Below are 14,718 nucleotides of genomic sequence, written 5' to 3' on the forward strand. Positions count from 1 at the left end.
TATAACAATGTTCTTTGTACAAAATAGCACAATTATATCTTTGCACTTTTTGATTTATCCACTTCTAAAAAAATATCCATGAACTTCTGTAATTTTTCCATAAATAAAGAGGGCTTAGCATCTTTAAATACGGGAGACATTGGGTAATGATCACTTTCAAAAATATGCACTTTTAATAAGCTATCATATACGATAGATTGGTTCTTACGGGCAAACCAACTCTTAATATCATCGGTCCAAGCGTATAAAGGACATGAAGCATCATATAAACCTAATGCAATAAAAGCAGGCGTGTTGTTATCTTTTGTTAAACGGAAATCATAATCGGCTATGACTTCGAAATAACGTTTAACGAGATCTTCATCGAGATGAATGCCATTCCACAGTTCATCAATAGCTGGTTGAGATTGGATTAAATTATCATCGCTAAAAAAATGAGCTTTACGCGATTTATATTGCCTGACAAATTTTTGCATAGAAGAAGATTCAGGAGATACTTCACTATTCTGTAAAATAGACTGACTCGCGTCATCAATTTCTTTCCTTTTCTCGGATGCATTGCCTTTGAAAAAAACTGACATGAGCGTTTTTCGATAGTTGCCCCAAATTGGCATAGTGCCAACTAAGATGTTAAAAAACACTCTCTCCGGGTGTTGGTTTGCATATTCTAAGGCTAATACACCATTACTTGAATGACCAAACAAAACCATTTTTTCAAGATCGAGTTGTTTTCTTATTTCCTCTATAGCCTCTACAAAATGGTTTAGCGTGAGGCTGCTATAATCTACGGATTCGCCATCCTTGGTTGATTCGAATAGATCAACAAAGTAAACTGCAAAATGGTCGTATAATTCTTCGGGTAATAATCCCTCTTTTTTAAATAATGAAGCAGGTCCCACTATTAACAAAGGTAGGCTACCTTTGCCTTTTTTTTCGACTGGAATCCTTCTTCCAAAAACATTAATAGGCATAATATTTCTCTTAAAATAGACTTATCGATTTATTAATTATTTCACCAATTTTTTTTGCACCCGGTAATCGTAAAATATTACTGTGATTACCCGTGATTTGATGCACCTCAACCTGATTTGTGGTTAATACTGACCAATGATTATCCACTGAGTCAATAGACTGATATTCGGGAAGTATCTCTTTTGCTTTAAATAGCACTAGAGGAATAGGAAGCTTCGGCGGCTTATAGGACAGTAATAATTGCATACGTTTCCAAAAAGTCTCCAGTAACTCATCTTTTTTCTTCAATAACTTCGGTATTCTTACCGTAAGCTCAGCCAGAGTACGCTGAGTAGCCTGTAAAAACCTTTTTTTATCGTGCAATTCAGACGAGAATACCGCCCAACCATCTATGATAAAAATTTTTTCAACCTGTTCGTTTTGTGCAAGAAGTTGCCTAGCAATCTCAAAAGCTAAGGTACCACCAAACGAATATCCAGCTAATACATAAGGTCCCTTAGGTTGTTTGCTTTTAATTTCTTGTAAATAGACAGAGGCCATGTCTTCAAGGGAGGAAAAATCAATCTGCTTAAAATTGGCGCTAATCGCTGGGTCTTGCAAGGCATAACAAGAATAAGGAGGAAGATAATTGATTAAGTCAAAATAACAAAATGCAGTGCCCCCAATGGGATGTAGAAAAAACAGCGCTTTAGGGGTACTCACCTCCGGTTTAAGATTAATCATAAAAGAGGAGTCCATTAATCGTTGTTTACTGATGAGCTCAACCAGTTGATCAACCGATTGATTTTCTAGAAAGTTAGTTAAGGAAATCCGAATGGAACAACTCTCTTCAATTAACTCCAGCAAAGTAATTGCTGCTAATGAATCTCCTCCTAGATCATAAAATCCTAGTTTTGGATCGATTGCTTGTTTTCCTAAACTTACCTCAAAGAGATGTTGTATTTTTCCCCTGAGAGACTCTTTTTCACTGAATGGGTACGAAGGTTTATTCACTGGAGGGAGCTGCTTCTTGGTGAAATAATTCATCTCTCTATTGAACCGATCATTTAAATTTTGCAGCGTAATCAATAAATGAGGTCTATCCATTTTATTGAAAACCTCTTGGATTACATTGATACCTTGTTGCAAAGTTAAGGCATTTTTTAAGTGATTGTTTTTGCCAATTACAGAATGTTTCCACGCATCCCAGCTGATACTAAACCATTTGATTGGCTTATTTTCATGCTTACTTTCCGCAAAATAATTCAGGTAGTTGTTGGCAGCGGCATAAGCACATAAGCCTATCCCGCCTAAAATACTCGAAATAGAAGAGAACAAGAGACAAAAATCAATCTCCTCTTCATTGACGAGTCGCGCCAATACATTGACGCCAGTAATTTTTGCAAGCCATTGATTCTGTAATTGGCTAAGCGTTAAATCGTTGATAAGTACGCGAGTCGAGTCATCAATGACTGCAGCCAAATGAAAAAGACCATTTAATTTTTTATGCGTTTGAGTAATATGATCAAAAACTTCGCGCATTTGCTCATAATTAGAAACATCAGCCTGCACTATTGAAAGAGAACCCGCACAATGTTTAATGTGCATTAATTGTTGAATTAATGGCGTATCCAATTCAGTAGACTCACGCTGCAAAACAGGGATAGAAGAGCGCGTGGTAATTATAAGATGGGCTTTATAATTAGAAGCGAGATAGTAGGCAAGTTCAATTCCCACGTTCCCTAACCCTCCCACGAGAAGATAAATCCCACCTTCTTTCAAATGGACACTGTCAACGGAATTGGAAAGTTCATACCGTTTCACTTTTTGAATAAAGCGTAAGTTATTTCTGTAAGCCACTAAAAGTGTTTCTGGTTTTGACATGCACTCTTGAACAATCAAATTAATCAATCCCTCATCCCTCGTTTTTTTCTTAATGCCTCCCAAATCAATGACAGAACAGGGAATAGAGAATTCTTGGGGGATAACTGCAGCATGACCTAATACTAATGATTGTTCAGGGTATATTCTGTCTTCGGGCAGTAGATGCGCTAAATAATTGGTTAAGATGTATAAACAAGGTTGGTGATTTAGGTTTGGAAAAAATACCTGAGCCAAATAGGTCAATGCCATAAAGTGAGTAAAATCGGCATCATTCGCTTCTTTTACAGAATCATTTTCTTTATCCTTCATTCCCCAACAATATAAAATCTTATCAGGCATTTTCTTTTCTTGATCAAGAAAAGAAAAAAGGGTTTGATAATCTTCTTTACTCGATGGATTGATGACATAGGTCGATGAGTCTAACGAGCTAAATGTTTGACCTGCTTTGATTTCGACAATCTTCTTTTTAAAATTTTGCAAGCGCAAAATTACTTTTTGGCTGATTCCTAAGTTATCAGTAAACACAAGCCAATTGTCATTTTCAGAGGCACATTTTTCAACGAGTCCAGATAATTCCCAATAGGATTGATAGACAAAGGGATTTGAAGTTGAATTCGTTCTAGTAGCAGAAGGATGAATCCAATGCGATTCCTTCTCAAAAGGATAAGTAGGCAGTGGAATGCGTCTTAATTGGTTTTTTTTCCCATGAATAAGTGACCAATCAGCTTGGCCATCTCTACGCCATGTTTCAGCGAGATTAAAAAATGAATCACTGATGTCTTGAGTATGATCAGATTGTAATGAGGACATTAATTCTTCAGCATCTTTACAGAAAAACACTTTACGAAATTTAAACGATTGCCTGCCAACTTGTAAGGTATAAGCAAGATGAGCAAGTGAAGTGTTATCAATAACGTTTTGTTTTAAATAGTTTAATAGCTTATTTTGCTGCTGTTGCAAAGCTTTTTCTGATTTAGCTGAGATGGGAATAATAAACGAGTTCTCCAGCACCTGATGAGAAGAGGGTAATGGGGCCTCTTCCAAAATGACATGTGTATTTGTACCGCCAATACCAAAAGAACTCACCCCTGCTCGCCTGGGAAATGGACTATCCCAAAACGTAGTTTGTGAGTTAACGTAAAAAGGACTGTCAGTAAAATTTATCTTTGGATTAGGTTCATTAAAATAGAGTGAAGCTGGAATAGTTTTATGTTTTAAAGCTAAAACAGTCTTAATCAGTCCTGCAATACCTGCTGCAACATCAGTATGACCTATGTTTGTTTTCACCGAACCAATGGCACAGAAATTTTTCTTTGGTGTATAGTGTCTGAATGCTTTAGTTAAAGCGGCAATCTCAACTGGATCACCTAACTTTGTCCCGGTACCATGAGCCTCTACATAACTGATGGACTCTGGATTTATTGGCAAAAGTGCTGTGGCAATACATCGGGCTTGTTCAATGATACTGGGCGCTGAGTAGCCTATTTTTGTAGCACCATCATTATTGATCGCAAAACTTCTAATCACTGCATCAATGGTATCTTCGTCTTCAAGCGCTTGGTCTAGGCGCTTTAAAAGCACTACGCCCCCCCCATTACTGCCAATTGTTCCTGATCCCTGACTATCAAATACGCGACATCGGCCATCTATCGAATAAATTCCACCTTCTTGATATAAATACCCTCTTATCTGTGGGACGCGAATGGCTATGCCACCTGCCAAAGCGAGATCGCATTCATAATTTAACAGCGATTTGCAGGCCTCAATTACTGCAACTAGAGAGGTAGAACAAGCGCTATTAACGACAATACTTGGCCCTGTTAAATTAAGGAAATATGACACTTTAGTGGCTAAAAAATGGTTACTCGTGGCAATATTTATTTGATAAGGAGAATTAGCTCTTAAGGCTTCTTCGCAATTGAGAATATTATGATGCAAATAAGTACTATCGCTCATACCAGCATAGACACCGATAGAACGCTCTTTTAAGGAAGAATAACCTGAGATTTCCAATGCTTCCCAGCACAGTTCTAAGAATACGCGCTGCTGGGGATCCATCAGGGCGGCTTCTGCTGGGGTTAAACCAAAAAAACTAGCATCAAAGCGATCAATTCCTTGTAAAATACCACGTGCTTTGATGTACCGTGGATTAGCAATGAGCTCATTACTGATCCCTTCTTTTTTTAGATCGTCTTCGGTAAAACGGGTAATGCAATCGCGCCCTTGTTTTAAATTTTGCCAGAACTCATTTAGAGTTTCAGCTTTTGGGAAGCGACCTGCCATTCCTATCACTGCGATAGCAGAAGCATTCTCCACTTTGGTATCATCAGTTGATATCATCATTTTTAAAATTGACCCTTTGTGGCTTTTGATATTTTAAGTTTGATGAATGCTTTTTTAAGACTAATTTTTCTTCACTATTATGATCAGATTTTAGACCATCTAAGTAATGCGCCAATGCGCTAATTGTAGGATAACTAAATAAATGAATAACATTCACCTCTTGCCTTAAATAATCACTTAGTCTTAAAGAAAGCCCTACTAAATCAATCGATTTTAACCCAATATCCAGAAAATTTTGATCAAGGGGTATGTGATTAACTCCCATTATTTTTTTAATTTCTGATAAAACCATTTCTTCAGTGCTTGATAATTGCTCTTCGCTTATTTCGATGGCAGTGGCCTTCATTGGATAATGAATCAGTTTTTTCTTATTAATTTTTCCATTTGAGGTTAATGGGAATTTCTCAACCAGTACAAAGTGCTGAGGAATTAATGCATGAGGTAAGCTTGCCCTTAAAAACTGCTTCATTTTTTCTAAATCCAGATAGAGATCATGAGATAAGACAAATGCGCATAAATGCTTATTATCGGGGGTGACAATCACTGCGGCTTTTTCTACCTCTGGGTGTTGTTCAATCATTTTCTCTATTTCCGATAGCTCGATTCGAATACCCATTAATTTCACTTGATCATCCAAGCGTCCTAAAAACTCTACTTCACCTTTTGCCAGCCACCGTCCTCTATCGCCTGTACGATATAATCGATTAAACTGCAGTGAATCATCTAAATCCTCCCCTTCTTTTATGAAAGGATTAGTAATAAATTTTTCCCGCGTTAAGTCAGGTTTATTCCAGTAACCTTTAGCAACACCTACTCCTCCAATAAAGATTTCGCCATAAACCCCAATGGGTAAGGGTTGCTGTTTTTCGTTTAGAATATAGATCTGTGTGTTAGGTAGAGGCGTGCCTATCGATAACACTTCTTGCTTCGGGCCACAATTGGCAATGGTGGAACAAACAGTCGCTTCGGTAATTCCGTAAACATTTAAAAATAATCTACCCTCAGCCCAATAATGGATGACAGCATCCCCGCAAGACTCCCCACCGACCGCGATTACTTTTAAATGGGGAAGATTGCAATGGGGTAAAGCCGTTAAAATAGAGCTCGCTAGAATAATGGTCGTAATTTTGTAGAATTCGAGGGCCTCAATAATGACTTTCGGATCAAAAATGTCTTTGTCCATTAAACATAGGCTCGCTCCACTTAATAAGGCCATACTCCATTCAGCAACCGCAACGTCAAAGCCCAAAGAGGCAATTTGTAAGAGCCTGCTTTCCTCGGTAATTTCCAAGCGCTCAATACAACCCAATGCCATATTGACTACTGATCGATGTTCGACTAAGACCCCTTTGGGCTGTCCCGTAGAGCCGGAGGTATAGATCATATAGGCCAAATGGGAAGGAGAAATATTAAGGTTTAGATTAGTAGGGCAAAAACCAGCGAGAGAGATTGCATCAAGATTAATTAACCTAATGGATTTGTCCAAATTTTCAAGAGCCTGGTTTATTTTTTGCTGAGTTTTATTATCGCAAATGATAATTTCAGATTTACTATCACTTATAAAATGCTTTATACGATTCAAAGGATAGTTCGTATCAACGGGCACATAAGCTCCGCCTGCCTTTAAAACAGCTAAAATGCTCACGATGACATGAACAGTAGAAGCCGTTAGAATTAATGTTAACGCTTCTGGTTTAATTCCTTTGTCAGTAATAAAACGAGCAAGTTGGTTCGCTTTGGCATTTAACTGTTCATAAGTAATAGTGTTATTTTTATATAAAATGGCAGGAGCATGCGGATTTTTGTTCACTTGCTCTTCAAAAAGTTGGTTAAGGTTTTTTTCCAAAGGGTAATTTCTTTTAGTTTTATTCCAATTAATCACTGCTTTTTGCCAATCGGAGTCGGGTAAGGTAGGAAGCTCAGTTAGCATTCTAGAGGGATAACAATAGAATGCATTTAGAATACTGATAAAATGCGCCAACATTCCTTTTGCCAATTCCGGTGCGAGCAAATCTGTCGCATAGTTTAGGCGAATAGCCAAATCATCTTCTTCATTAGTGACTTCGAGTACCAATGGATAGGGTGTCGTTAAGCGAAAAGAAAGGTCACAGTTTAATTCAGCAAATTTTGATTTAAGTATTTTATTTAATGAATAAGGCTTGTAATCAAGAATGGATTGATAAAGCATTTCGTCTAAAGTTAAGCCACACCATTCGCGGATCTCACTCAATGAGGTATGCGTATGCTCCCTCAGCGCTTTTCCTTGCTTCCGGACAGATTGTAAATAAGTTAATACTTTTATTTTTGGGTTAACAGTTAAAGCTAAAGGTAATGTATTGATAAATAATCCAACACAATTGGCGACCTCTTCTTTAGGAAAAGCCCTAACAGAGCCAAAGATGATATGCTCATTGTTACTGTAATGCGATAAAACGATACCCCATGCCGCTTGTAGGACCGAATTAATCGTTAAATCATGTTGAGACACAAACTCGGATAAATTTTTATACGTTTTGCGAGTTATGTGAGAATTTATTTGAGCGAAATTGTTAATGAATGCATTTTTAGGAATAGCCGGCAACAATGAATATTTTGAAAAATGCTTCAATTGTTTTTTCCAATAGTGCATTATTTTACTTGAATTCTGTACAGAAAACTTCCCTTTTATAGCACTATACGAAGTAGGAGGGGGCAAGATGCAAATCTCATTCCGCAGCAAAGCCCTATAAATAGTGAGCAACTCCGTTAGCACTAATTTTGCAGAGGTACCATCCAAGAGAATATGATGTCTTGACCAGATGAGGCGGAATTCATTTTCAGTATATCTTATTGCAGTAAGCCTCATTAAGGAAGGGACATTAAAATCAAAAGGAGTGATGAAATCGGTATCTAAGAATTGCTTATACAGTTCATCCTTTTCCTTCAGAGAGAGATTGCTGTAATCATGAAAGGTCATGATTGGTTCTACATCCTCATAAATGATTTGGACTGGAATCGTATTAGTCGCCTCTTGATCCAAACTAAATGCTGATCTGAGAATTTCATGACGCGCTACAATCAGTCGATAAGCTTGTTGGAATAACTGGTAGTTAAATATCCCTTTAAAGGTGAGACACATCTGTGAAATATAAACTGGATGAGAAGTGCGAATGCTCTCATAAAAAATTCCTAGTTGATTATCACTTAACGTACATGATATTTTTCTACGATTCACCTTCATCCCTAACAATCATACGGTTTTGAACGACAGTATTAAGCCTTAAGCTAATTTCCGCCCCATATCTAAAGTCTTGCTGCTAAAGCATTTTGTTCAAAATTTCGCGAAGTAATCTGAGCAAATAAGGCGGCTTAAGCGTAAAATATGAAGTTCCTAGCGTGAAAATGCATTATACTTTTCATCATGCTAGACAAATTGACTAAAATATAGCCTTATTATAAGGAACAAGGCAATGAATGACAAGATAGTATTTGATCTCTGCAGCGATATCATTATTCTTCTTGATTCTTCTTTCAATGCATTACAATTTAATAAAAAAGCTGAAGCGTCCTTTCAAATTCCTAAGAAAAATATTATAGGCTTTAACTTCTTTGAAGTAATGAAAAAATACGGAATAATGTTGAGTTTTTCTTTTCATGATTTAAATTTAATTGAAGCCAGTAATACCCATTTTTTTGAAGGAGATATTTTACTAAAGCATCATTGTGGTCATCAGAAATACCATTTTCACTGGACCATTAACCATCATTTTTCTTATAAAAAACATAAATTTATTTTAATAGGTAAGGATGTTTCAGAAACAGTCAGCTACAAAAATTCTCTTCAAGATAGCCAAATTTATTTAAGAAACATTATTGAAAACCTTCCACAATATGTTTATTGGAAAGACCGAAATTTTGTTTATCAAGGTTGCAATAATCTTGTTGCACAATATCTTGGCCTGAAGTCACCTCTGGAAATTATTGGAAAAACTGACAATGATTTTAACTGGGATCCGAGAAGAGTCAATTTTTTGCATCACACTGACGAACTCATTCTGCGTGAAGGCATAACCAATATTGTAGAAGATGCTATTCCCAAAGAAGACGGCTCAACCCGTATCATGTTAAGCAGTAAGGCACCCCTACGCAATGAAAACAATGAAATAGTCGGGATATTAGGAATTTCCTTCGATATCACGGATAGAAAAAAGATGGAAAAAGAACTAGAAAAAGCGAAAGTTGCAGCTGAAATCGCTAACCAAGCCAAATCCGAATTCATAGCAAACATGAGTCACGACATCCGTACCCCAATAACAGGTATTCTTGGATTAATTCAAGAGCTGATAAATTTGGCTGATGATTCTTTAGTTTCTTTGCAGCACCTCCCGCCTATCCAACGGACTGAGCTTACAGCAAAATATCGATTTCTACTTAATCAATTGATTGAGAAAATCCAGGAAGATGGTCAGCTTTTACTTGGAGCAGCGGATGAGTTATTGCAATTACTGAATGAAATTTTAGAAACCATGCGCTTGGAATCGGGTAAGATCTCTGAGAAGGTAGAATCTTTTGATTTACGCGAGCTCGTCAAACATAATATGGAACTCATGCTACCGGTAGCCCAACATAAAAAATTAGGGCTAACTTGTGAAATTGATGAGCGCATTCCTGCTTATTTTACTGGATTACGTAATTATCTTGATCGTACCCTACTGAATCTGCTTAGCAACGCGCTAAAATTTACGGAAATTGGTTTTGTTAAAATCAAAATACAAGTCATCGATGATCAAGATACAGCTTACCGTTTGGGTGAACGTATCCAATTAAAAATTACAGTCGAAGACAGTGGCATTGGCATTCCAGAAGACAAATTTGATACTATTTTTGAGCATTTTTCGCGTTTAACACCTTCTTATCAAGGATTATATAAAGGTGCTGGATTAGGTCTTTATACTGTAAAACGCTATATCGAAGCTATGGAAGCGAAAATACGAGTGGAAAGTGAAGTGGGGAAAGGAACCCGTTTTATTATCACGCTGCCTCTGACTGCCTCTGATCATTCAGATCGTGAAAAAATATCCTATCGCTTGGCTAACACGAAAAATGGTTCACTTATTCAATCCATACCACCTATTACTAATGCAGGAGAATTAGCTAAAACTGAAATGACGCCAACTATTCTCATCGTTGAAGATAATCGTATTGCTGCTAGAGCAGTGTATTCCAATATCTGCAGCCAAACCAATAACTGCAGATGCGATATCGCGAGCGATGGGAAACAAGCATTAAAAATGGCCCAAGATCACCACTATGATTTAATTATCATGGACATAGGACTACCTGATATGGAAGGCACAGAAGTCACGAGACAAATACGCGCCTTAGAAAATCCAACAGTGACCCCAGTACCAATTGTGGCCCTCACTGGACACGGAAATAATTCGGATAAAATAAAAGAAGCATTATCTGCTGGTATGCAAGAAGTTTTCACCAAGCCCCTGTCTCCTTCCGCATTAGAATCGCTATTGCAGCGATATATTTTTAGCTCTAAGCAAGAGCTAGCTCCAATGAAAGCTGAATCCACGCTAACTTCTGAGCGAGACGCTACCCAAATTATTGATTGGGCAAAATGCCTTGAGCAACATAGTGGGGATGAGAATCTCATCCACGAGCTGCTAGCTGCTCTTACAATGGATCTTAAAATCTCCCGCGAAAAAATAGCAAAAGCTTATTCAAATCACGATAATGATACGTTACGGGAAGAGCTACATCACGTGCGCGGGGGCGTCGTTTACCTTACTTTACCCCAACTTGATAAAGCATTTGCTGAATTTCATCAAGCAGTAAAAGAAAAAACACATAATTCTGATCAATTACAAAAGTCTTATGAGCATTTGCAGCAGGCTATTGATGCTTTTTTGGAGGCAATGGAGAAAAACAAACGCGGTCAATAAGGTTCAAAATCCATCCTGCTATGACGGTTATTATTTACTGAAATTCCCCCAAAGGTTACACATTCTCTGCTCGCGTTTCATTTTAGGCATTAATTTTTCTATATCAATCATCGAGGTGTATTTCATTAAGTCCTAACAATAGGAGAAGCAACGGGAAAGATAAAATATTTATAATAGCTCAGTTGCGAGTTTTAAAAAATTTTTGGCAAAAATTAAACGCATAAAACTAGCATTTTGAAATTATTTGAGTATAGTATCCTCCCTTTTCATTGAGTGTTGAAAGACATAGCTTCTACCAATGCGTTTTAAGGTATTCGTTCGATTAAAATTAAAAATATAAGGAACAAATTGAAAAATCAAGCAGTTACAATAAATTCCCGTCGAAATCAAAGGACAAGGAGTGTGCTCTATGTTTTGCTGACCATTTTTTTATTGTTCTCTTCCACCGGAGCCTATACGGAAGTTTACCCCTGGGTTTGGCTTGGCAAGAATGACATCCAAGTGACTGATCATGCAAAAGTTGAAGCCGAATTTCGACTTTATCTCATCGCAACCGCCCAAGAATCGATTGATATTGCCACCTTTGATCAACGACTCGATGAAGCCGTAGGATTACCTTTGCTTCAAGCGCTAGAAAAGGCAGCTGAGCGAGGAGTGCGAATTCGTTTTGCGGCTGCATGGATTTCAGCGTTGTTAAATGACCCGAGCAGGAAGACGGAGGAATACTTGAATCGAATCGCAAGGCATTACCCCAATTTTAAATTTATTTCAGCAGGTGGCCCCTCAATGTGGAAGAAAGGCTGGGGAGTTTTAGACGGAATTCATGAAAAACTATTTTTAGTCGACAATAAGATTGCTTTATTAACAGGACGGGGACATGCAGGAGAATATTTAAATTGGCTTGATACTGCTTTCTTTTATAAAGGTAATATGGTTAATCAAAGCCTCGATGCTTTCGAGCAAATGTGGCAGACCATTGAGAGAGAAAATGGATTGCAACTTCAGCATGAAGAATTAGGGTTGACAAATGCTGTACTGTCAGCGAAATCCTCCCAGCAGAAAAGTGTATCCAGTACTCTTCCTATAAAGCTAAGCGCTGAGGAACAGCAAGAATTAGATACCCTAAAAACATGGGCTGAAATCCCCGCTTCTAACGATCATGATTATCAAGCACGCTCCATTTATTACAACTTCCTTGAGCAAATGAGAAGAGAGGCTGATCTCCAAGGGCGAACGCCGGGAAGCTTCAGCTACGATGAAAGAGAGAAATTTCTTCAAGACCCTTTTGTCGATACCGTGCTTTTACTTCTTCCTCAGACACATCGTTTCCAAATGAGCATTCTTGCGACTATTCTAGAAGATCGGATTGTCGAGGCGATTTTTAGTGAGAGGCAACGAGGTATGGAAATGGAGCTTATTACTAACGGAAAGAAAGCCCACTCCGTTTTTCCTACAGCTCCGGGCTGGTACGCAGGAATTCATACACTGGATGATCTATTACAAGTCGGTGTAATAGGTCACGAGTTGAAACAAAGAGGCGCTGGAACTAACATTTACCTCCATCGAAAACTCCTTATTTTGGATGATCATGTGTTCTTTGGATCACACAATCTTACTAAAGCCAGTACGCTGACCAATGACGAATACAGCATAGAAGTCGTCAGTCGGGATTTTGCTGATAAAATGGAACAACTTTCACGCCACAGCATCGAAGTCAATACGGTACCTTTTAATATCGAGGCAGTGCATTGGGAGCGTTTAATCACGCCAGTACGGCAATGGTTTGCGAGTTTCTTTGAAATTCTTTATCTGCAGCAGCCTCAGAAACATTAGGCCGAAGATAAAAGAAGGAAGAGCGACTCTGAGCAATTTTCAACGTTATTACTCCTATTTATTTCAGGTTGGAATAGGCCAATATCAAAAATATTAGCCTATCTGACCATCTCTATTTTAATTCTGCTTCAGCAAATACCTTCATACTGCTACTATAAATTCAAGCAATTTAGCATAATGCCTGCGAACCAAAACTTGAACCTCCTTGGGTGAAGGGCTCATCAAATGCTGATAAAATCGCTAAAGGCTTTAAGCGATTATTAAGAGGGCAACTGAGTTTTCGATTAAACTCAATAGAGTCTTACTGTAAAAGAAATTACCGAAAAAACTGAATGTCCGCTAATGTGCCATTCAGCGCCGCATAAAAAATACCCAACAAAATAAGAAGCGTGGAGATCTAAACATTAATGAGCAATCAATTGCAAAAATGGATTTTTTTAGTGGTGCTCTTACTTACTTATGGTTTGCTTTTTTATTTTTTCGTCAATCTCGAGTTAAATTCTGATTTCACTTCTTTTTACGCCTCAAGTTTGGCTTATACTCAAGACAGGAATCCTTATCAAGGAATACCCAATTCTTTTTTACCGCATTCTACTCATTTACTCATCGATTTAAACCCACCTTTTTTCTTGGAATTATTTGCGCCTCTTACTCATCTTACCTTTGTTACGGCTTCCATCTTATGGTTTTTCACTTCATTAATTTTAGGAGGAATTGGAGCTGCACTCAGTTTTTTTATTTTTTCTTCTTCTGCAATGTTTAAAAAATATTGGGGTCATTTTATTCTATTTTATTTAGCAATGTATCCGACAATGATAAATATCATTTTCGGCCAATTGGGTAATTTTTTATTATTTTTTATTGCGCTAGGTTATTACTTTTTTGCTCGCAAAAAGAGAGATTGTTTAGCTGGTTTTTTTTGGGGAATTATCGTTGCTATTAAGTTATTTCCTGCCTTACTTTTTTTCTTTGCCTTGGTACAAAACCGGTATAAACTTTTTTGGGCCATGTTACTTACTGCGGTCTGTGCAAGTCTTATCCCTTTATTGACTCATGGATTTAAGATCTACACGCTTTATTTCAAAACGCTTCACGATGTTTTATGGTTCGGCAATAGCTGGAATGCATCCATTTATGGCTTTCTCTATCGTTCTTTTATCAATGTGGATGCTCAGCCGAATTTTTTACTGATAAAAATGGCTTATCTAATTATTTTTATAGGTTTATTGATCTGGTACATAAAGAAAATTCATTTTTTCCAAAAAATTGCTCAGCCCAATTATGCCTTTTGTTTGACGGTAATCATGATGCTATTGCTGAGTCCTTTTGGCTGGCTTTATTATTTTCCACTGCTGCTCATGCCTTTAATGCTTGTCGAACAAGGTTTAAGCTCTGCTGTATTTTTTAGAAGCCATAAGAAGGTAAACTCATTGTATAACCTATGGATTTTATGCTTATTCTTAATTTGCTTTCCCCTGGGTAATGTTCAAGCCCGTTATATGGGGTTATTCATCTCCAAAATAACAATCTATTCTATTTATTTTTATGGGTTAGTATTGCTTGTGTACCTTTTGAACACCACTTATCATTTTACGCCCCATAAGCGAGAACCACACACTCATGTCGCGGCTCTTTTTCCCCTGAAAATTTTTTTATCGCTGGGGTTAGGCGTCGTTTTAATCATTTTTATCATGCATTTTTATCACATCATCATTTAGGCTTGATGTTTACATTTGATAAGGCCTACTCATTATGTATCAATGGCGATACGAGT

At 37.5% G+C, this 14,718-nt stretch carries 6 protein-coding genes; 3 read left to right on the plus strand and 3 right to left on the minus strand.

Going from position 1 to position 14,718, the window contains the following annotated elements; genetic code table 11:
• Positions 1 to 32: 32 nt before the first annotated feature.
• Genes B5D33_RS11045 through B5D33_RS11055 form a run of 3 tightly spaced genes read right to left on the minus strand, consistent with a single transcriptional unit; the run spans position 33 to position 8,392 of the window.
• A complete protein-coding gene (locus tag B5D33_RS11045; protein WP_058452200.1) occupies positions 33 to 971 on the minus strand; it encodes an alpha/beta fold hydrolase in 939 nt (312 codons plus the stop codon).
• 10 nt (positions 972 to 981) lie between these two features.
• Positions 982 to 5,178: a beta-ketoacyl synthase N-terminal-like domain-containing protein gene (locus B5D33_RS11050; protein ID WP_058452199.1), complete on the minus strand. Its 4,197-nt coding sequence runs from the start codon at positions 5,176 to 5,178 to the stop codon at positions 982 to 984.
• Positions 5,162 to 8,392, minus strand: a complete 3,231-nt coding sequence (locus B5D33_RS11055) for a non-ribosomal peptide synthetase (RefSeq protein ID WP_160158681.1) — start codon at positions 8,390 to 8,392, stop codon at positions 5,162 to 5,164. Before B5D33_RS11055 ends, B5D33_RS11050 begins: the two co-directional genes overlap by 17 nt.
• Positions 8,393 to 8,627: 235 nt before the next feature.
• Here B5D33_RS11055 and B5D33_RS11060 point away from each other — a divergent pair, with 235 nt between their 5' ends.
• The 3 genes from B5D33_RS11060 (at position 8,628) to B5D33_RS11070 (ending at position 14,662) form a co-directional block, all read left to right on the plus strand.
• Positions 8,628 to 11,111: a PAS domain-containing hybrid sensor histidine kinase/response regulator gene (locus B5D33_RS11060; protein ID WP_058452197.1), complete on the plus strand. Its 2,484-nt coding sequence runs from the start codon at positions 8,628 to 8,630 to the stop codon at positions 11,109 to 11,111.
• A 402-nt stretch (positions 11,112 to 11,513) separates the two neighbouring features.
• Entirely contained in the window at positions 11,514 to 12,944 is a 1,431-nt protein-coding gene (locus tag B5D33_RS11065) for a phospholipase D-like domain-containing protein (protein ID WP_058452196.1), read from the plus strand.
• Positions 12,945 to 13,351: 407 nt separating this feature from the next.
• Entirely contained in the window at positions 13,352 to 14,662 is a 1,311-nt protein-coding gene (locus B5D33_RS11070; protein WP_058452195.1) for a glycosyltransferase family 87 protein, read from the plus strand.
• Positions 14,663 to 14,718 lie beyond the last annotated feature (56 nt).

This window comes from Legionella maceachernii, assembly GCF_900167045.1.
GTDB classification, from domain to species: domain Bacteria; phylum Pseudomonadota; class Gammaproteobacteria; order Legionellales; family Legionellaceae; genus Tatlockia; species Tatlockia maceachernii.